18 protein-coding genes and 1 tRNA gene are annotated in these 20072 nt (G+C 42.9%); 11 read left to right on the top strand and 8 right to left on the bottom strand.

The window, feature by feature from the left end; all coding sequences use genetic code 11:
* Positions 1-4 precede the first annotated feature (4 nt).
* Both SCJ97_01175 and SCJ97_01170 read left to right on the top strand, forming a co-directional pair.
* Positions 5-433: an ACT domain-containing protein gene (locus SCJ97_01175; protein ID MDW7738655.1), complete on the top strand. Its 429-nt coding sequence runs from the start codon at positions 5-7 to the stop codon at positions 431-433.
* Positions 434-696: 263 nt separating this feature from the next.
* Complete coding sequence (locus SCJ97_01170) at positions 697-861, top strand: hypothetical protein (GenBank protein ID MDW7738654.1); 165 nt, start codon at positions 697-699, stop codon at positions 859-861.
* Between the two features lie 333 nt (positions 862-1194).
* Here SCJ97_01170 and SCJ97_01165 read toward each other — a convergent pair whose 3' ends face one another.
* From SCJ97_01165 to SCJ97_01155, 3 genes are all read right to left on the bottom strand, one after another.
* On the bottom strand, positions 1195-1581 hold the full coding sequence (locus SCJ97_01165) for a hypothetical protein (GenBank protein MDW7738653.1): 387 nt from the start codon (positions 1579-1581) through the stop codon (positions 1195-1197).
* A 107-nt stretch (positions 1582-1688) separates the two neighbouring features.
* Positions 1689-2054, bottom strand: a complete 366-nt coding sequence (locus SCJ97_01160) for a YtxH domain-containing protein (GenBank protein MDW7738652.1) — start codon at positions 2052-2054, stop codon at positions 1689-1691.
* A 321-nt stretch (positions 2055-2375) separates the two neighbouring features.
* The gene (locus SCJ97_01155; GenBank protein MDW7738651.1) at positions 2376-4916 is read right to left on the bottom strand and encodes a PBP1A family penicillin-binding protein; all 2541 of its coding nucleotides are present in this window, start codon (positions 4914-4916) and stop codon (positions 2376-2378) included.
* A gap of 318 nt (positions 4917-5234) precedes the next feature.
* Here SCJ97_01155 and SCJ97_01150 point away from each other — a divergent pair, with 318 nt between their 5' ends.
* The 4 genes from SCJ97_01150 to SCJ97_01135 all read left to right on the top strand — a co-directional run bounded on the left by SCJ97_01150 (position 5235) and on the right by SCJ97_01135 (position 8009).
* On the top strand, positions 5235-5858 hold the full coding sequence (locus tag SCJ97_01150; protein MDW7738650.1) for a class I SAM-dependent methyltransferase: 624 nt from the start codon (positions 5235-5237) through the stop codon (positions 5856-5858).
* 165 nt (positions 5859-6023) lie between these two features.
* Complete coding sequence (locus SCJ97_01145; GenBank protein ID MDW7738649.1) at positions 6024-6902, top strand: polysaccharide deacetylase family protein; 879 nt, start codon at positions 6024-6026, stop codon at positions 6900-6902.
* A gap of 50 nt (positions 6903-6952) precedes the next feature.
* Positions 6953-7903, top strand: a complete 951-nt coding sequence (locus SCJ97_01140) for an SUMF1/EgtB/PvdO family nonheme iron enzyme (protein ID MDW7738648.1) — start codon at positions 6953-6955, stop codon at positions 7901-7903.
* A gap of 28 nt (positions 7904-7931) precedes the next feature.
* A tRNA-Arg gene (locus tag SCJ97_01135) sits at positions 7932-8009 on the top strand.
* Between the two features lie 27 nt (positions 8010-8036).
* Here the strand turns inward: SCJ97_01135 and SCJ97_01130 are convergent.
* On the bottom strand, positions 8037-8993 hold the full coding sequence (locus tag SCJ97_01130) for a PQQ-dependent sugar dehydrogenase (protein MDW7738647.1): 957 nt from the start codon (positions 8991-8993) through the stop codon (positions 8037-8039).
* 199 nt (positions 8994-9192) lie between these two features.
* Between SCJ97_01130 and SCJ97_01125 the strand changes: the two genes are divergently transcribed.
* Positions 9193-9837: a histidine phosphatase family protein gene (locus SCJ97_01125; protein MDW7738646.1), complete on the top strand. Its 645-nt coding sequence runs from the start codon at positions 9193-9195 to the stop codon at positions 9835-9837.
* A gap of 19 nt (positions 9838-9856) precedes the next feature.
* On the opposite strand, the gene SCJ97_01120 is transcribed toward SCJ97_01125, so the two are convergent.
* The 4 genes from SCJ97_01120 to SCJ97_01105 all read right to left on the bottom strand — a co-directional run bounded on the left by SCJ97_01120 (position 9857) and on the right by SCJ97_01105 (position 15946).
* Positions 9857-12082, bottom strand: coding sequence for a transglutaminase-like domain-containing protein (locus SCJ97_01120; protein ID MDW7738645.1), 2226 nt, complete (start codon positions 12080-12082; stop codon positions 9857-9859).
* Entirely contained in the window at positions 12063-13253 is a 1191-nt protein-coding gene (locus tag SCJ97_01115) for a DUF58 domain-containing protein (protein MDW7738644.1), read from the bottom strand. The genes SCJ97_01120 and SCJ97_01115 overlap by 20 nt, the downstream gene beginning before the upstream one ends.
* Positions 13240-14181, bottom strand: coding sequence for a MoxR family ATPase (locus tag SCJ97_01110; GenBank protein MDW7738643.1), 942 nt, complete (start codon positions 14179-14181; stop codon positions 13240-13242). Before SCJ97_01110 ends, SCJ97_01115 begins: the two co-directional genes overlap by 14 nt.
* A 181-nt stretch (positions 14182-14362) precedes the next feature.
* Positions 14363-15946, bottom strand: coding sequence for a glutathione ABC transporter substrate-binding protein (locus SCJ97_01105; GenBank protein MDW7738642.1), 1584 nt, complete (start codon positions 15944-15946; stop codon positions 14363-14365).
* 234 nt (positions 15947-16180) lie between these two features.
* Between SCJ97_01105 and SCJ97_01100 the strand changes: the two genes are divergently transcribed.
* From SCJ97_01100 to SCJ97_01085, 4 genes are read left to right on the top strand one after another with little or no spacing between them, the layout of a single operon-like run.
* The gene (locus SCJ97_01100; protein ID MDW7738641.1) at positions 16181-17074 is read left to right on the top strand and encodes an ABC transporter permease; all 894 of its coding nucleotides are present in this window, start codon (positions 16181-16183) and stop codon (positions 17072-17074) included.
* Positions 17075-17090: 16 nt separating this feature from the next.
* Positions 17091-18011, top strand: coding sequence for an ABC transporter permease (locus tag SCJ97_01095; protein MDW7738640.1), 921 nt, complete (start codon positions 17091-17093; stop codon positions 18009-18011).
* Positions 18012-18044: 33 nt separating this feature from the next.
* Positions 18045-19058, top strand: a complete 1014-nt coding sequence (locus SCJ97_01090; protein ID MDW7738639.1) for an ABC transporter ATP-binding protein — start codon at positions 18045-18047, stop codon at positions 19056-19058.
* Positions 19051-20061 (top strand): dipeptide ABC transporter ATP-binding protein, encoded by a 1011-nt coding sequence (locus SCJ97_01085; GenBank protein ID MDW7738638.1) that lies wholly within the window; start codon positions 19051-19053, stop codon positions 20059-20061. The genes SCJ97_01090 and SCJ97_01085 overlap by 8 nt, the downstream gene beginning before the upstream one ends.
* Positions 20062-20072 lie beyond the last annotated feature (11 nt).

Raw genomic sequence — 20072 nt, 5'->3', positions numbered from 1 at the left:
GAGGATGATTAAGCAGATATCTATCTTTTTAGAAAATAAATCAGGTCGACTGGTTAAAGTTTCAAAGGTACTTGAAGAGGCAAAAATAAACATACGTGGGTTATCAATTGCAGATACATCTGACTTTGGCATTTTGAGGTTAATAGTGAACCAGCCTGAGAAGGCTTTAAGTACATTGAAAGAATATGGGATTATGGCCACTGTAACCGAAGTGATTGCAGTCGAGGTACCGGACAAACCGGGAGGGCTGGCAGGTATTTTAGCATGCTTAAACGATGCTGGTATTAATATTGAGTATCTTTACTCTTTTATTGATAAGCCGGCCCACAATGCAATTATCATGATACGTGTGGAAAAGATTGCCGATGCCCTTAAAACGCTTAAGAATAATAACATACCTATAGTAAGCGGTAAAAAGATATACTCATATTAGGCTGAGCGATATCAACATTAGCTAACTGAATCAGAGAGTCTCTGAGGTATCGCTAAGATTTAATTATGCGTTAAATATTTAATAACAAAATCAGGAGATCGCAGGTTCAAATCCTGCCGGGCGCACCACGATAAAATAAGGGTCGTAGGGTTAACAATAAATCCTAAGACCCTTTTAATGTGCGTATTGTGTGTGGAATTTAAATTCCTTGTTGTACATTGCCAAAACTTATGACTTGAAGTTTGTCTGAAGCTTCTTTTTGCTTGTCAGGCAAAGAGCCTTATCCCATGGCGATTAAGGCCGAGGATATAGTATCGGTCAACTATCTGAAGGATACGTCTCAGCGGTTTGATGTAGAAACTATCAGCCACGATAGCCATCTCGGCAACCGTTTTTTGAAGCCTGTAGCCTCGGGAGAAATCCCTTAAGCCGAGCATTGCCAGACCGTAGATGGTGTGGTTTCAATAATCGCGGTTTTCAGCCAGGGTAAAAAATGGGGCAAAGTAGCGCTGGGCCTCGTTTCTTGTAAAATTCCGCGGCAGTATCGCCTTCAGCACTTTCGTTAGGTTCTGGTAGTTGATCGGGTTGCGTTTATTATCCGGATAGTGCCCGTGAGTTGGCTGATATAGCGATAGGCAGGGGGGATTACATTTTTCTAAAACCCCGCCTCATAGTCTTTCTCCAATGTATCCATGCATATCTCATCCTTTTATGACGTTATGACGGATAGTGACAGGCCTCTTCTCTACAGGTAATTCAGTTTATTTGGTCGTTAAATAGTTAACCAGATAGTGCAAAGCATCCATGATGGTCTTGATGTAGCTGACTACATCACCTGACCTATTTTTTACGTTGTAGACCGTTTCACTGATTCCTGTCCCAATCAGATCCACCGAGCTAACGACCAGATTAGCGCTATCTTTTAACGAGTCAGACATAGCGCTGAAATTATGTAAAATAGTTGGAGCTGAGGTTCCAAACTCCCGGGCGCCTAACTGCATATTGGATGCGATGTCATCAGTTTTTTCAAGCATTTCGGGCAATATAGCAAGCGTTTTATTGATATTAACTTCATTTGTTTCTAAAGTCTTATGCACTTTTCCGATCAGGTCATTAAACTTTCTGGCGATGATAATAAAATAAATCACCGCCACCACCACCAACACAAATAATATGAGTAGGCCTAGGTCATATAAAGTTAAATTGACATTCATTTTCTCATCCACCTACCTGTATATATTTATCTAGATGATTATTAAATCTTATTCTTGCCATCTCTCTTGGCAGCTGTTAATACTTCTCCCGATTCCTTAACTGCGTTTTTGGAATCGGTTGTTTTATCAACAACGGCTACCCTTTTGTCTTTCAGGTCATCTACTTTTTCTTTTACTTCCTTAACTGTCTCTTTTACTTTCTCCCTGGTGGCAGCGGCAGTTTCTTTGACCTTTTCGGCAATTTCATGCCTTGTCTCTTTGCCGGCCTTTGGTGCATAGAGGACACCTACAACTCCGCCGATCAGAGCTCCAATTGCCAACCCGGACAGAATCTTAATTGCGCTTTCTTTTCTTTGTTGTTTTTCCCGTTCATATCTAAGATTTTCAAAATAACCCTTGATTGACATAGATAACACTCCTTTTATTAATACTATTTAACTCATCAGCAGTCGTTTTTGATAGTGATCGGATCAACCCTTATCCAGGGCTGATTACTAACCACAGCAGCGAGGTATCACGGATATTTCACTTATTGAATACATAATCTTCTTTTTAAATGATATTCTGTTAGCTGCGCAGAAGTCTATAAGCACAGTTCCCGTCATTAGGTAGTAGTAAGAAAGATTTTTAAATGTTTGAGTGATCATGCGTTACTACATAATTTATGTCTGAATGGCGATGTTGTTAAAGCTAAGGCTATTATTTTGTGGTAATATATAGTATGTCAGTTACTGAGGGCCTTTAGAAACGATCAGGTGAACTTTACTATCCCTGTTCACTATTGTTCCGGGTTTGGGCGATTGCCGGATCACACGGTTAGCAGAAACTTCAGTGCTATATTGCTTTTCAATATTACCCACTCTTAGGTTTGCCCGATTGATCTGTGTCTCAGCAATTTGTAGATTTTCCCCTCGTACATCAGGCACTTGGGCAAGCCCTGTAGTTTGTTGGACAAAAAAGCCAGTGTTCGCCATGGCATCTTCCTCGGAAAGCATTTCTATGGCATCTTTGGGCCCTCTTCCAGGTCCGCCTTTACCTGACCAACGTTGATCTGTTGTAATATATGGTGGACGATTATAATAACCGTTTTCATGCATATTGCAGGTTGCTGTGGGCGCCAGGTTGGCTATGAAGTAATCGCGGATTATGGTTCCGGCTGCATTGCAGTCACTATTTGGCTTCAACCCTGATTTATTGCAGACCGACATTTTGACGATCCCGTCCGGTTGTTCGAATTCCTTTATTTCCAGTGTTTTAAAAACTTCCAAAAAAACTTCACGTAAAAATCTGGTTGAGTATCGCCAACCCTGTTCAATTCTGCCTATCCTCGGCTCATCATAACCCATCCAGAAAGAGGTAACCAGGTTGGGTGTATAAGCAACAAGATAAACATCTCTCCAATCATTAGTAGTGCCGGTTTTGGCGGCAATCTGTCGATCGATTCGCAGCTCCCGGCCGAGATAATCGGTCACGAATTCCTGCAGGATGTCGTTGATCAGGAATGCAGTTTGAGGGCTTAAAATCTTTTCCGGCTCAGGTTTAAATTCATATATTATATTTCCCTGCCGGTCTATAATTTTTTCAACAGTGTGCAGGTCAACTTTTAACCCCTGGTTAGCCAGGACTCCGTAAGCCTGGGCCATAGCAACAGTGCTGACTCCTATATGAAAGCCTCCAAGGGTCAGGCTTAAGTTGTCTATCTCTTCCGGGGTTATGGTTGAAATACCCATCTTTTCTGCGTATGCTGCGCCGGTTCGGGTGCCAAGCGCTTCGAAAGCGCGAACCGCCGGTAAATTATATGAATAGATCAAAGCCTTTCTGACCGGGATCATTCCACGGAACTGGTAGTCAAAATTTTCCGGAAACCAGTCCCCCCGTGGACCGATATAAGGAGAATCATCCAGAGTTGAGCTGGCTCCGGCCAGGATTCCCTCCTCGAAGGCAGGGCTGTAAGTGATAATCGGCTTAATTGCAGAACCGGGTTGGCGTAGGCTGATAAAGCGTAGTACCTCGTTTGTACCCTTGCTGTATTCACGCCCCCCGCCCAGAGCTTTTATTTGACCGGTACCTGGATCAGCAACGACTACTGCTGACTGGGGCTGTGGTATGCCGTTTTCTTCATTTATAAGTTCCTCTAACTGGCTGCTTGACAGTTCCTCGTCCGGAAGCAGTTTGGATATTGCTTCCCTTGCCTTTGCAATATCGACATAGATTGTTGTAGGGTAAAGAACGGTCTGCTCCAAAACGTTTTCCACATGGCTTTGAATTAGTGGATCCAGGGTGGTATAGACATGTAAGCCGCCATTATATATAGTCTTGTAAGCTTCCTCACGGGTTCCGATTGAAGGTATTGTAGTCAGAATCTTTATCAACTCGTTATGAACAACATAATCGACAAAGTAGGGATATGGGTAATTGGCGCTATCTGACTCTGTATAATTGAGTCCTTGTTCAATTATTCGTCCATACAGAGATTCTGAAATAAAACCAAGCCTGACCATATTGACCAAAACACTACGCATACGTTCTTCAGCGGCAGCTTTGTTATCGATAGGGTTGTAGTAATTTGGCGATCGCACTGCGCCGGCCAGCATTGCCGACTCCGCTATGTTTAATTCCATAACACTCTTTCCGAAATAAGTTTGAGCGGCAGCCTCGATCCCATAGGCTGTGTTGCCAAAGTAGATCCGGTTTATGTAAAGCTCCATGATCTCTTCTTTACTGTAAACTTTCTCTAGCTGAATAGCCAGCCAGATCTCCTGAATTTTACGTTTATAGCTGGTTTCAGTAGTTAAAAAAGCATTTTGAGCCAGCTGTTGAGATATGGTACTTGCACCTTGCACAATGGATCCGGCTTTTAGATTGATGTAGGCAGCCCTGATGCTACCGATGATGTCAAAACCGAAATGTTGATAGAAGCGCTCATCTTCAATAGCGATAAATGCCTGTAGAACATGTTCAGGTACTTCTTCCAGTTTAACCGTAATACGGTTCTGGTCGCCATGTAACCGGGTAATCTCTTCGCCATTGATATCGTAAAGATATGAAGTTTCCGGGGTTTCTAATAGTGAGTGATCGATGTACGGAGCCTCATTAATATAGCTGACTACCACTGTTGCAGCAGCGCCACCGGTGATCAAAAATGATAGGAAAAAGATCAGAATAATTATCATTATCACACGGTGTTTTTTCCTGCGTGGGATTTTTTTTCTATTTATTTGATCACTCTTTACATCAATAGGTACCTGGAAAGCTTTCTTTTCAACCAATGGAAGCACCTCCTCATGAAAAGGATCACACCGCTACAGATATTTACATTTTAATAAGCTACTTTTATTTCTACCCTGCTTGTAAAGCAAGCAGACATGGGCTAGAATAATTAACTAAATATTAATAAAAAGAGTGCGCAGAAGTCTATTAGCCATGTTCTCATTCAGGATTACAAATCGATAGGTCAGAGGTATTAACTGTCGGGCGCACCAAAATAATGGTTTCTGAAAGTGAACATTCGAAACTCTATCCAACAACAGCGCCTACTGGCTTGATTCTGCATAAATTGTTAAGATTATTATAAGAGGTGTATGCAATTGGCTAAAAGCAATAGTACTTTCTTATTTAATTTGATAGCACCCGCCTATGGATTATTTTATAATATACAGAAAAAGCGATATTCCGAGGTTCTGAAGGGGGTAGAGAAAGATCTGGATATAGCATCCTTCAGAACAATTATTGACATTGGCTGTGGAACAGGTGCGTTATGTTCAGTCCTGTATGAAATGGGTTTGACTGTGACCGGAATTGATCCGGCAAAGAAAATGCTCGATATAGCCATGGCTAAACCGGAAAATATCAACATTAATTTTATTCAGGCCGACGTTTTGGAAACATTGCCTGTAGAGGATAAAAGTTTTGATATTGCTGTTGCTTCTTATGTGGCCCATGGATTGAAGTCTGAGGAACGAAGAAAGATGTATGCTGAAATGAGTCGCGTCGCCGAACACTGGGTTGTAATATATGACTATAACGATAAAAGATCTTTGCCAGTAACAGTCATTGAATGGCTGGAAGGCGGCGATTACTTCCATTTTATTAAGCATGCTGAACCAGAGATGCGAGATTGTGTTACAGAGATGAAGAACTGTTTTTCCGAGGTAAAAGTAATCCATGTAGATAAAAGAGCTTCCTGGTACATTTGCAAACCTTTAAGTTGATTTCATCTTTTAAGGGAATATTCCCGAGTTTTCCCTCCCGACACCGTAACCAGGCTTTGATGACTCCCGAACTATTACTGTATTAACATTGTGGGATATGGACTGGTCTTTTTGTAACGGTTATAATATTAAAGGTATATCTGAACATCCGAGGAGGGAACCCAATTGCCTGAGTATACCAGCAGCAGAGTTGAATATCAACCGATAAATGAAAGACCTGCGATCAAACTGCCCGGAGAGGCGCGAATGGTAATCTGGCCTGTAGTAAACGTGGAAGTATGGGATTTTAACGCCCCTCTTCCCCGGACTTTACTACCTTACCCCCAGGGTATTCCGGTCGTCCCAGATGTGGCTAACTACAGCTGGTTTGAATACGGGTTGCGTGTAGGGATTTGGCGTATCAAAGATGTTCTTGACGAACTTGGAATTCGCGCAACGGCAAGCATTAACGGTGTACTTTGTGAAACCCACCCTAAAATGGTTGGAAAGTTTGTGGAGAGTAAATGGGAACTGTTGGGGCACAACTATCTTCAGCAGGTTATGAGCAAGGAACCAGATGAAAGAAAGTCAATCAGGATGACCCGTGAACTGCTTGAAAAAGCATCCAATAAACCGATGCGGGGGTGGATGGGCCCGGGTCTTTCCGAGACTGAATATACCCTGGATATCCTGGCTGAGGAAGGTATTGAATATGTTGCGGACTGGGTGAATGATGATCTACCCTATAAATTAAATACTAAATCTGGAAGGTTATATGCTCTTCCTTATACTCTTGAACTGAATGACATAGTGCTGCATTTAATCCAACAGCGGCCATCACATGAACTTTTTGAAAGAGCCCGTGATCAATTTGATACTCTATACGCTGAAAGTATTGTTCTGCCAAAAATAATGTGCATTTCTGTTCATCCTTATGTATCGGGTGTTGCTCACCGTATCAAGTATTTCAGACAGGTCTTTGAATATGCGAAGCAGCACCAGGGAGTTATCTTTATGACCGGAGAGGAAATACTGGACTGGTATCTCCAGGTCAGTGGGGAATAGCTTATGCAGTAGTTTACTTTTAATTTGTTCTTTGCCTTTGGAGGAACTGGATGGATTACCGGCAGCAGCGCACTTTTATTTTAAAAACGATTGTTCTGATCACCATTCTTCTGTTTAAAATTGCCTTGATCGGCTGCAGCAGCGATAAACATGTCGCCCCTGATATGATTCTGGTCAAAGCCGGCAGCTTTAAGATGGGTGACGAGATCGGGGATCTCTGGGATGGCACGAAACCGGTGCATGCTGTTACTTTTACTTATGATTATTGGGTTGGCAAATATCCTGTAACATTTAATGAATATGATGATTTTTGCCGGTCAACAGAAAGAAACCCTGCCTATGATCACGGTTGGGGTCGGGAGGATCGGCCGGTAATCCATGTCAACTGGTGGGATGCAGTGGCCTACTGCAACTGGTTAAGTGAACAGGAAAAGTTAAAACCAGCCTACAGTCAAGATGGTGAATTACTTGATGTAAATGGTGAAGTGACGACTGACATAACTAAAGTGGAAGGTTATCGTTTGCTTACTGATGCAGAGTGGGAGTATGCAGCTTCGGGTGGTCACGAAGCCCTGCCCACACCACCAAGATTCCTCTACGCCGGAAGCGATGATATAGATGAGGTTGCATGGTATTTCAATAATTCGGGAGATGAATGGAAATATACCGGGTCTTCACTGCAAGTTGATTATTCCAGGCATGGTGCCACTTTATATGAAGGAAAGTCAACCCAGCCGGTAGGGCAGAAAATGCCAAACGAACTCGGGATTTACGACATGAGTGGAAACGTTTGGGAATGGTGCCATGATTACTACGATCTGTATCCGGATCAAGAAGTAGTCAATCCCGTTGGTGCGTTAACCGGCCATGTCCGGGTTATGCGCGGGGGTAGCTGGATTTTTGGGGCAAATGATTGCCGTGTAGCCTGCCGGTTTTATCGCTCTCCTCATGATAAGATATATCGCCTCGGTTTTCGCGTGGCGAGGACAGATATTAACTGATAATTTAATAAATCCAGACTTAATATATGCGCCCGTAGCTCAGCCCGGATAGAGTGACTGACTTCGAATCAGCAGGTCGCAGGTTCAAATCCTGCCGGGCGCACCAAATTGGAACCGGACAGAATTTCCGGTTCTAATTCTTTTTTAGCCTGTAAACTTTTCCGTCAAATGCTGTCAAATAGATCTTTAGGTCTTCATCAATTATGTTTATCTCTTCAACTCTATTCTGGCCAACATCTGCTGCCCAGAGATTCCCGGTCATCGGATCAAAGCTGAAGCGCCATGGATTACGCAATCCGTAAGCGTATATTTCTTCGAGGGCACCCTCATCACTGTTTGTAAAAGGATTGTCGGGAGGTATTGTATAATTATCTTCAGATCTTTCACTGTTAACATCAATCCGCAGGATATTGCCATGAATGGTCTGAAGGTTTTGGCCATGTCCCTGGGGATCTCCCCCACTTCCTCCATCACCGGTAGAAATATAGAGATAACCATCCGGGCCGAAGGATAACTGACCTCCGTTGTGGTTTCGGTATGGTTGGCTGAAACTCATAATAGTTTTTCTACTGGCTGGTTCTGCGATATTACCGGAAGCATTAAATCTGGCTATTACCGTACCTGATCTGTCGGTATAGTTTATATAAAAATAACCATTTTCTATATATTGGGGGTGAAAAGCAAGACCAAGAAGACCCATTTCATTGCCACTGTCATCAACCAGGTCACGGATATCCAGAAAAACCTCTTTTTCGGAGTAAGCCGGGCCTTCAACAACATAGATCATCCCTGCCTGTTCTACCACGAATAAGCGACCGCTTCCATCACCTGCATTCTGTAGATCCAGCGGTCGTGTAAAAAATAGACCAGGGAAAGCCTCTTCTAAATGATAGTTGTTTTCTACTGCACTCGGTTCGGGGAATGTAAATTCCGGTTCTTCTACCTGGCTGTTGTCAAAGTCTACTGCTTCATCATTATCCGCAACTTCTTCCGGGGAAACTTCGGGAAGTTGACTGTCTGTTTCAGTACACGATGTTGTGAAAAGAAATATTGATAATATCAGTAACAGGCAAATAGAGATGTTTTTCATTATTCATCACTTCCAGAGGATTAAGATTATGTAACCTATTCTTTCTGATCATTAAATAACCTTTTTTGTTCCATCGGGCATAGCTGGAAATATTTTTATTATAAAGGATCAGGGCAAGTTTTATTTAAATAAACTAATTAATGTTAGGAATGATTATTTTATTTCAGTAATTAATTTAATTCAGGGGGATTACTATTCTATGGATACAGGAATTGTTCTAATCAGGCATGGCGAGACCGTTTGGAATAAGGAAGAAATATTCAGGGGACGAAGTGATGTTCCCTTAAATGATCATGGTTTGCTTCAGGCCGCGGCCACAGCAGAAATGTTAATCGATTTGGAGTTTAGTGCGATTTACAGTTCACCGCTTTCCCGGGCGATGCAGACTGCAGAGGCAATCTGTAACAGCAGAGATATAAAACCACAGCCCCGGGAGGCACTTACCGATATGAGCTTCGGACCCTGGGAAGGTAAGCCATACAGGGAACTTGCCAAACTTTATCCGGAAGAAATACGAAAATGGCGGGAAACACCACATCAGCACGATATTCCGGGGATAGAGCCCATGAAAGAAGTGCTGGAAAGGGCATTCCCTGAATTTGAGAGATTGGCTGAATCTAATCAGGGTAAGATTATCGGTATTGTTAGTCACCGGGTTATAATTAAACTTATTATCCTGCATGTCATGAATGCGGGTCCTGAGTCTTTTTGGAAGATCAAGATGGATCCCTGTTCGGTTCATATGATTGAATATAAACGAGGGCAGGGTTTTATAATTGTCAGGATGAATGAGTCGTGCCACTTGCAGCATCCTGCTTCGTCATTTATGCATCCAGATTTTTAAAATGATCAACTATTTCAGGTTAATAACTGGTAAAGTACCTGCCCTGGATCAGAATTTCTATAAAGGCAGTGACCTTTCCGACCTGGGCCAGGTACCGATCAAAGATATGGAAGAAAAACATTTCTGCCTGGTGAGCCAGATCTTCTGACACCTCATCTTTGCTGTATAATGCAACACTAACCTCTTCGGATATAGTCGCGAAATTTAGAGTCCAGGAATGAACATCTCGCTTTATTCTGCGGCTGTATTCCAGGGGAGTCTCTCCGGCTATTTTACCCAATACGATCCTATCCAACAGTTGGAGAGACAAGTTATAGAAAGCTACAATTTTTTGCCTGGGTTCTTTGCTTTTCATATTCCGGATCTTTTTCTTTACATACTTATAACGGCGGTAGATAAAGATGCCGATAATAAGCAGGGTAATAACTGTAGCGGCAATTAATACCCGGACCAACCCTTTGAGAAAGCTAATCGAATCGACACTGTTATCTATGGTTGAAAATTCCGGATAGTAATTATCCTCAAAGTCGAGAAGTTCGCGGCTCCGGGCGGTTGCAATTCTGAAGTCACCATCTGGTGCGATTGAGAAATCATGATATGGCTGATTCCTGGCTAAAGGGAGGTCGTCAGTTGTTCTGAAGCCCGGTGTGGCTTCGAAAGGCAGCCAACCTATTCCTGGGATGTATCCCTCAACCCAGGCATGTGCATTTGAGCCGGCAATCCGGTATTTTCCCCCGGTGGAAGGAGATTCAGGTATAATAAATCCTACAACATAGCGGGTTGGAATGCCGGCAGCTCTGCCCATAATAGCTAAAGCTGAAGCAAATGCAGTACAGTAACCTTCTTTAAGATCAAACAAGAAAAAGTCTACGAAATCCCTATTCTCAGGCAAACTTGGTAATTCAGTCGTATATGTATAATTATTGCGCAGGTATGTCTCGATCGCTTTTATTTTAGCATAGTATCCGTCTGTGTCTGCAGTTAACTCATAAGCCAGTTTATGCACTCTCTCCGGGAGACTAACAGGCAGCCTTAGATAATTGTGTATTGTTTCCGGAATACCGCTCTCTTCTTCTAAGAGGGAAAAATTCGTTCTGTAGGCGAGGTAATGTCCATTGACACTGTATTCGTAATATAGAGGTATGCTTTGGGACATTACTATCCCGCCGTGCCTGTCTTTCAGCATTATGCCGGGCAGCTGTGATATTTCAGCCGGAAAGGGGATTGAAAAAACAGTTCTGGTTCTCAAACGGATATGTCTTATAGTGAGTTCGGTTTCAGAAAGGTAATTATCCATTATTTCTTTTGGTTTATTGAAATCACTTCCTTCAATAAATTCAGAGCTGTTTATCCAGTTCTGTCCGGTATAGTAATCACGAAATGTACCCTGGAGGTAAAAACCTCCTTTTCCTGTTACCTCCAGCATAACTTTATCATCTTGATAAAGCGGACCGCCCAGAATAGCTCCTTCCTCAAACCCAAATGTAAAAAGGTCAAAATCGCCTCCATCTCCCCTGATATCCGGATCATCAGTAGTTCTAAGGTTTTTCAGGAAAGTTAAGTTTTGGTTAACCCAGATATGCAGCCTGGGAAACGGTAATGGAGCTATCTCTTTAGGCAGAATCAAAGTAGTAAATATGGCAACTGATAAAATTATGCTCGTGTAAGTAAGCCAGCTTTGTCGCATTTCCGATAAATCTTTTACTTCCTTCTTGCTTTTTACTGCTCTTACCCAGATACCTGCTCCTCTTTCATAGCTGATTAGCATAAGCCAGCTTGTGGTATAAAATATTGCAGAAGGATATGCTGAGTCAACATAAAGATACCAGAGGGGTATGAAAGCAAACAGACCGGCAATGAGAAGAATCAGGGTATTTTTAAATTTGAATACTACCAGGTAATGAAATAAAGTTATGGCTAAAATTGTGGCAAGAGGCCAGAACAAAGAGTCGGATGGTTGCGGCATGATAAATAGAGGTGTAATTTTTGCAATTAGCAGAGGTGTATTCCAGAAGAAAATAGTAACCACGGCTGTGAGGAGTAATGGAAAAATAATTGAGACCAGAGGGAAATAATGGATTACGGTGTATAGTGCTAAAAACAGTAAGACATATAATGATCGGGCAAAAAACCCTGGAACTATATAGCCTAACCCCTGGATAAGCGCTGTGGCCATAGCGGCGCTCATTACAAAGATAATAGTAAGGCGAATCTTACGGTCAATATCAAATTGTTCGGCTGCCATCTTCGGTGACCTCCGATGGATTCAGTACAAAAACTTTAACGCCTGTACAGTTTAAACGATCAAGGATGGTTCTTTCGCTCTTGCTTAATTCATTAAAAGTAAGGAAGAATAGGTTAATTATGTATCCCTTTTGTTTAAGGCTCATAAAGGTTGCAGCATCCTGTAAATTGATCAGAGGTGTAATGAGAAAAAGGCAACTGCCGGGGGGTAGATAAAAACTCTGGTTGACTAAATATATACTGAAATCTGTCTTACTTTTAGGAGAAAATGTAATGAGTGTATCCATAATATCCCAGTAATCGTTGTAATGTCTACCAACCAGGCTGCCGGCTGAAATTAGTTCGGAAAATACCTCTACAGGCATATTATTACCCAGGCTGGTGAATAATACAGAGGCTGCAGTTTCGATAGCTAAATCTTCTAATTGATAGTTATTATCGTGTTGAAAGCTTTTTATCCGCATGTCAATAAAAATATTTAATGTTGCATCTCCCTTATGGTCAAAATTTTTTACAATAAGACGGTTTTGTCTGGCAGATTGTTTCCAGTGTATTTTTTTTACACTATCTCCGTACTGCCACTCCCTCAAATCTGATATCTGGCTGTAGCTCTCATAGTACAGTTCCTGAACAGCCAGGTTGCCAAAATGCTGTTTTGCGCTCGGCGTTATGCCCTGGAGAATTTTTAACTTTGGGTAGACCCTTATTTCTTCACCTGTAGCAAGCGGTTTGCTTAACTGAAAAAAGTTAAAAGGATCCCCTGTTTTTACCTGAAATTCCTTAAGGTCGTATCTTCCTCTGCGTGAACATATAACTTCTTTTTCGACAATAATTGTTTCTTCCGAATTGAGGCTGACAAATTTCTTTTCAGTGGGAACCTGGAAAGTTTGTCCGATAATATCCGTTAATTCCAGGTAAGGAAATCTACCGTTACGTGAGTTTTTTATTTCATAAGTCACAGTAATAAATTGGCCGACTTCGGCATGGGTAGAAGATACACGGATTGATCCGCTTAAATTGCGTAAGCTGAATGAGAGCCATAAGTAAGGAAAGAGGAAGATTAAAACCGAGATATAGAAAAAAAGATAGGGGAATTTGCCACCAACCATTAGAGCGATAATCCCCAATAAAATGACTCCATAAATATAAACCGGTTTTTTAATCTGTAACATTGAAACTCACCGGCACCTGGGTTTTATCCAAAATCTCACCCAAAACATCTGAAGCGGTTTTGCCTTTCAAACGTGCCTGTGGCTTGAGAATCAGGCGATGCGAAAAAACGGGAATAACCAGCATTTTAATGTCGTCAGGTAATACGTACTCCCGATTATGCAAAAAGGCAAAGCCCCTGGCAGCGCTATAAAGATATTGAGAACCCCTTGGGCTGATACCCAGTAAGATATCCGGATGAATACGGGTTGCCTGGGTCAGTTTAACAATATATTCTTCTACCGCCATAGAAATATGAACGGTTGTAACCTTTTCCTGAATACTGATTAGCTCATTTGACTGTATAACAGTATCAACTTCTAAAAGAAGGTCGCTGCCGGGTTGAAGTTTTAAGATTTTTTGCTCATCCAGGGGATCAGGATAGCCGATTGATATGGAGAGCATAAATCTGTCAAGCTGGGCTTCAGGAAGAGGATATGTTCCTTCGTATTCTATAGGATTCTGAGTGGCGATCACAATAAACGGTACTGGCAGAAGGTGGGTAAATCCATCTACAGTTACCTGTTTTTCAGCCATTGCCTCCAGCAAAGCGGACTGGGTTTTAGGGGATGTCCGATTTATCTCATCGGCAAGAATAAATTGGCTAAGTACAGGACCGGGCTTAAAAATAAAATCGTCTTTATGTTTATCATAGACCGATAAGCCGATAATATCCGAGGGCATTAGATCCGGGGTGAATTGTATTCGTTTAAAAGTACAACCCAGAGATTTGGCTATTGCCTTGGCAAGGGTGGTTTTTCCTGTGCCGGGAACATCTTCAATCAAGATATGTCCGTTGGAAAATATTGCGGCCAGTAAGATTTTTATCTTATCTTCCTTGCCGATGATTACTCTGCTTACATTAGCCAGGATCTTATGGATTTCATTCATACCATAACCCTCCGAAGATCTGACTGTTATTGTCCGCATTCGGTTTATCACAGCGTGGAATATAGTTATATAGTTTCTTGATTAAAATCATTCAATAAACAAAAAAAATAACCTTCCTTGTTGATAAAAAATAAATAAAAAAGGGAGGCGGCATTTTGCCGCCCCCCTTGATAATCAGCATTTATTGCTCAATATATACATTGCGAAGCTGGAATATTCTGGCTGAAGTCATTTCAAAATTCTTGACACTGTCACTTACACCGACCAAATCTTCAATGTGTAAGAGATAAAGCATGGGAGCTAATTCAACCAGTTTTTCCTGTACTTCCCGATAGTACTGAAGACGCAGATCGGGATCTGATTCCTGGCGACCCAGATCCAGCAATTCATCTACTTCGGGATCGCTGAAGTATGAACGGTTGCCGGGAGCGCCAATATTGCTGGAATGGAATAGTGCATAAGTTGCATAATCTGCATCTAGTGTGGGAGTTGACCAACCGAGGATAAACATCTCATGGTTACCTTCTGCTGTGCCATCCAAGTAGGCTCCCCACTCAACTACTTCGATACTTACATCAATATTTAACTCACTCAGCTTAGACTGCACATATTCGGCAATTTGGATACGGGCAGGGTTATCATTGGTCCAGATTGAGGTTGAAAATCCATCTGCATAACCTGCTTCAACCAGCAATTCACGAGCCTGGTCAACATCATAAGGAATTGTGCTCACGGAAGGATCGTATCCGAAAACCCCTGGAGCAATAGGACCAACTGCAGGAATAGCTGTTCCTTCGTAAACCCCTTCAATAATATCATCTTTGTTGATTGCCATGGAAATTGCCTGACGTACCCGAACATCATTGAAAGGTTCTTTCTCACACTGGAAGCCTATATAAGCCAATGAGGTGCTTGACTGCGTATAGATATGTGCATTTGGCATATTTTCTACACGGCTTAAATCACTGGGTTGAATCGGATCGGCAATATGAGCAAAGCCGGTTTCCAGTTCGGACAGGCGGGTCAGGTTTTCAGGAACAACCTTGAATGTAACACTTTCCAGTTGAGCAGGTTCACCCCAGTAATTTTCATAGCGGACCAGGGTTAATTCGCTACCCGGTGTCCAGTTCTCAAACCGGAAAAAGCCGGTACCTACGGGATTTTGTGACAGGTAAGTCCCCGGTTCATTTCCTGCTGCCATTTCAGCATAATCTTTTTCGATTGCTGCCGGACTGATAATAGCGCCTCCGTTATGAGCAAGGTGAGCCGGCAGCGGGGCAAACGGGAATTGGGTTACAAATTGAACAGTATAGTCATCAACTACAATTACCTCTTCGATCATTCCAAACAGGAAGAGCCTGGGTGATGCGATGTCGGGATCCAGCAGACGGTCAAAGGTAGCTTTTACAGCTTCAGCGGTAAAGTCAGTATCATCGTGGAATTTAACCCCTTCGCGCAGGGTAAATTCCCATGTTGTGTCGTCTAAAGCTTCCCACTCTGTTGCCAGTAAAGGCTGCAGTTCACTGTTCATATCAAAATAAACCAGTGATTCATAGATGTTATAGGCTATGTTGCTTGAAGGAACATCGTTGGAACCATGCGGGTCCATAGAGACGGCGTCTGATAGAGTAGCAATAATCAGGTCTCCGCCACCCTCAGGAATTGGTTCCCCTTCACCTACATCGTCTGCAGGTCCACAGGCTACCACCAGAAAGGGCACCAATACCAGGAGTAATACAATCCCAAAAACACGAGCAATTCTCATCTTTTCTTCCCCCTTTAAGGTTTACTTTTTATGTGCCGCATTTTATGTAATTTAATGTAAATTTGATTTAAAAAAATTTAACCTACAAAAATGCAGCATAATTGATTATACTATAGAGTAACATCTTTTGGAAAGTATAGAAAGCATATTATGATTTAATTGTATAGAAATATAGACATATTTAAAGATTTAAAGGCCCGGATCTGATCATTTCAGAAGGGAATAATAAATTTTATGCGCAGCCTGTCAACCGAAAACCCTGCAGCCTCTAATTCTGATCTGAAAAGTAATTCAGGCTGGAAGGTGATTTATAAAAAATTAAGCAGGAATAAAGCAGCTCTAATCGGTGGATATCTAATTCTGCTGTTAATAGTTGTTGCCATAATCGGTCCTTCTTTAACTGTGTACGACCCTTTCAGAGTTGACTATTCTACCAAACTGCTCAGCCCGTCATCAACACACTGGCTTGGAACGGATCACAACGGGCGGGATATTTTTACCCGACTTGTCCACGGAACATCCATTACCCTCTATATTGGATTTCTATCAGTTCTGGTCGGAGCGGTGATAGGCGTTCCCCTGGGTATTATTTCCGGTTACTACGGAAAGATATATGACTCCATAATAATGCGCTGCATTGATGTACTGCTTGCATTCCCGGGTATATTACTGGCAATTGCCCTTGTGTCAGTTCTTGGTGGGAGCATATTCAACGTGATTCTCGCTGTTGGTGTTTTTTCTGTCCCCGGGTTTGCCCGGATTGTAAGAGGCTCTACCATGGCTGTGAGTAAATTGGAATACATTGATGCTGTAAGAGCTCTGGGCGCAAGCGATCTGCGTATTATAGTTTTACACATATTACCAAATATCTTATCGCCAATTATTGTTCAGGCTACAATCCGAATTGCAATCGCTATTTTAATCGCCAGCGGCTTATCATTTCTCGGTCTGGGCGCACAACCGCCTACTCCTGAATGGGGAGCCATGCTAAGCTCGGGGCGTAGTTATATGTTCGATCATCCACATGTGGCTCTATTTCCCGGGTTGGCTATTGTGACAGTTGTTTTGGCCTTTAATCTCTTCGGTGATGGATTACGGGATGCTTTTGATCCTAAAATGAAAGCGTAGAAAAGAGGTGTAATATTTGCTTCAATTTTTTGTTCGGAGACTTATCCAGACAATCCCCGTCGTCATCGGCGTAACCATATTGGTTTTTTCCCTGATGCACCTTATCCCCGGTGATCCGGCCCAGATCATAGCCGGTGAAGCAGCCCCCGCAGCCCAGGTGGAAGCAATCAGGGAGAGGTTGGGTTTAAATGATCCCATACCGATCCAGTACTTAAGATACATGGGCAACCTACTGCAGGGTGATCTGGGGCAATCGATCCGGAGCAGCAGGCCTGTAACAGGTGAGATACAGGCCAGGTTCTGGATCACAATGAGGCTTGCCATTTACAGCATGGTAGTAAGCATTTTTATCGGCCTGATCGCCGGTGTTATATCGGCTGTCCGTAAGTACAGCTTGCTTGATTCCCTTTTGATGGTTGTTGCCTTATTCGGATTATCCATGCCCAATTTTTGGCTGGGCTTGATGTTGATCAAGTATATTGCAATTGAGCTGGCTCTCGTGCCACCTTCTGGTTGGGGAACCTGGCAGCAGGCTATACTGCCGGTTTTAACACTTGGAACGGGAGGCGCGGCTATCATTGCCCGGATGACCAGGTCGAGTATGTTGGATGTGATCAACCAGGATTATATCCGGACAGCACGGGCGAAGGGGCTCAAAGAGAGGGTAGTGATCTATAAACACGGTCTGAAGAATGCCCTAATCCCGGTAGTCACGGTTATCGGAATTGAAGCTGGTATGCTGCTCTCCGGAACAGTGCTTGCCGAGACAGTATTTGCTATAAATGGCATGGGACGCCTGGCGATAGATGCCATCAGGGCTCGCGATTTCCCCCTTGTACAGGGTATTGTTCTGGTTTTTGCCCTGACATTCGTCCTGGTTAATATGCTCGTTGATATTTCATATCGTTATCTGAATAAAAGAATCGATCTTAATTAATATACAACTAAGATTTAAAAAGAGGTGTGTTAAGTGTCCCGGGTTGAGCCAATTTTAAAAATCAATAATCTCTGCACTTCGTTTTTTACCGATGAAGGTGAAATAAAAGCGATTGACGGTGTTTCGCTCGATATACCAAAAGGAGAAACATTAGGTGTTGTCGGGGAATCCGGATGTGGGAAAAGCGTAATGGCCCTGTCAGTTCTCAGGCTTGTTGAAAAACCCGGTAGAATTATCAGGGGAGAAATACTCTTCAAAGGTGAGAATATAATAAATAAGAGTGAAAAGGAAATGCTATCGATAAGGGGCAACCAGATTTCTATGATTTTCCAGGAGCCGATGACATCACTGAACCCGGTTTTAACGGTGGGAGAGCAAATCAGGGAAGCACTGCATGTACACCAGAATATGGGTAACAAAGAAGCGAGATCTAAGTCTGTCGAGATGCTTAAACTGGTTGGCATCCCCACTCCGGAAAAAAGAATTGATCAGTATCCCTTTGAACTGTCAGGTGGTATGAGACAGAGAGTGATGATCGCCATGGCTCTGGCCTGTGTTCCTGAACTGCTTATAGCAGATGAGCCTACAACAGCTTTGGATGTAACAATCCAGGCCCAGATCCTGGAGTTGATCAAGGAGCTTCAGGATAAATTGGGTATGTCGGTTATAATCATTACCCATGATCTTGGGATTGTTGCGGAAACATGCAATTATGTGGCTGTTATGTACAGCGGTAGTATAGTTGAGTACGCCGATGTAGATTCGCTCTTTAATGATCCGAAGCATCCTTACACAGCTGGTTTATTTAATTCGCTTCCACGGCATGATATTGATCGGGATGAGTTGGAAGCTATTAAGGGATCGGTGCCCAGCCCTTCGGAGCTCCCTGCAGGGTGCCGTTTTGCTCCCCGCTGTCCTTATGCTGAAGAAATATGTATTAAGGAATTACCTGGATTAGAAAATCTTACATCCAACCGCCTTGTCCGCTGCTGGATTTACAGCAGTAACTGGAAAGGCCGCAGGGAGGTGCTCAGATCCGGTGATTAATGAACTGCTCAGAGTCGAAAACCTGGTATTATACTATCCGATCAAGGGTGGCTTTCTCGGCCGGACAGTTAATCAGGTGAAAGCTGTAGATGATATATCTTTTACAGTATTTGAAGGCGAAACATTAAGTATCGTGGGGGAATCAGGATGCGGTAAATCTACTGCCGGCAGGGCAATACTGTACTTGGAAAAACCAACCTCCGGAAAGGTATATTTTGATAGGATTGATCTTACATCCCTGAATAAAAAAGCTATGCGTGCCATGCGAAAAAATATGCAAATCATATTTCAGGATCCCTATGCATCGATCAACCCGCGGCAGATGGTGGCCCAGGTTCTTTCAGAGGCGATGCAGATTCAAAATATAGTTCCCCGGGAAGAACGAAGGAAGCGTGCGATTGAACTGCTTGAAACTGTTGGTTTAGCTGCTTATCATGCAGATCGCTATCCCCATGAATTCAGCGGCGGGCAGAGGCAGCGCATCGGAATAGCCCGGGCGCTATCGCTAAATCCAAGGCTAATTGTCTGTGATGAAGCAGTTTCTGCTCTTGATGTTTCGATCAGGGCGCAGATTTTAAACCTCCTGAAGCAGCTGCAGAGAGATTTTCAGTTGACCTATCTATTCATTTCTCATGACTTAGGGGTAGTCCGTCATATCTCGGACCGGATCCTGGTCATGTACCTGGGCAAAATCGTGGAAATAGCCGATAAATATTCACTTTTTGATAACCCCAAACATCCTTACACCCGGGCGCTGTTGTCTGCCATACCGGTACCCAGGCCGGGGCGAAAAAGAGAACGGATTGTGCTTAAGGGAGATGTTCCATCTTCAATAGATCCACCTGAAGGCTGCCGTTTTCATACCCGCTGCCCCTATGCAGTCGAGAGATGCGGTGTTGAAGCTCCCGAACTACGTTCTGCAGGGGAGATGAAAGCGGGGCATATGGCTGCCTGCCACTTTTTTATAGAGATAGGTGGTGGCAGAATGGTTATGAATAATTAGTACTGGAAAAA

It is taken from the genome of Bacillota bacterium (assembly GCA_033549065.1).
In the GTDB taxonomy this organism is placed as follows: domain Bacteria; phylum Bacillota; class Dethiobacteria; order DTU022; family DTU022; genus JAWSUE01.
The sequence above is the reverse complement of the archived record's forward strand: the minus strand, read 5'-3'. Positions and strand labels throughout refer to the sequence as shown.

Excerpts from the sequence above, each read along its gene's own strand:
- SCJ97_01140 (MDW7738648.1), top strand. The coding sequence starts at position 6,953 with ATGGATTACCGGCAGCAGCGCACTTTTATTTTAAAAACGATTGTTCTG.
- SCJ97_01130 (MDW7738647.1), bottom strand. The coding sequence starts at position 8,993 with ATGAAAAACATCTCTATTTGCCTGTTACTGATATTATCAATATTTCTT.
- SCJ97_01175 (MDW7738655.1), top strand. The coding sequence starts at position 5 with ATGATTAAGCAGATATCTATCTTTTTAGAAAATAAATCAGGTCGACTG.
- SCJ97_01115 (MDW7738644.1), bottom strand. The coding sequence starts at position 13,253 with ATGTTACAGATTAAAAAACCGGTTTATATTTATGGAGTCATTTTATTG.
- SCJ97_01125 (MDW7738646.1), top strand. The coding sequence starts at position 9,193 with ATGGATACAGGAATTGTTCTAATCAGGCATGGCGAGACCGTTTGGAAT.
- SCJ97_01100 (MDW7738641.1), top strand. The coding sequence starts at position 16,181 with ATGCGCAGCCTGTCAACCGAAAACCCTGCAGCCTCTAATTCTGATCTG.
- SCJ97_01110 (MDW7738643.1), bottom strand. The coding sequence starts at position 14,181 with ATGAATGAAATCCATAAGATCCTGGCTAATGTAAGCAGAGTAATCATC.
- SCJ97_01105 (MDW7738642.1), bottom strand. The coding sequence starts at position 15,946 with ATGAGAATTGCTCGTGTTTTTGGGATTGTATTACTCCTGGTATTGGTG.
- SCJ97_01120 (MDW7738645.1), bottom strand. The coding sequence starts at position 12,082 with ATGGCAGCCGAACAATTTGATATTGACCGTAAGATTCGCCTTACTATT.
- SCJ97_01160 (MDW7738652.1), bottom strand. The coding sequence starts at position 2,054 with ATGTCAATCAAGGGTTATTTTGAAAATCTTAGATATGAACGGGAAAAA.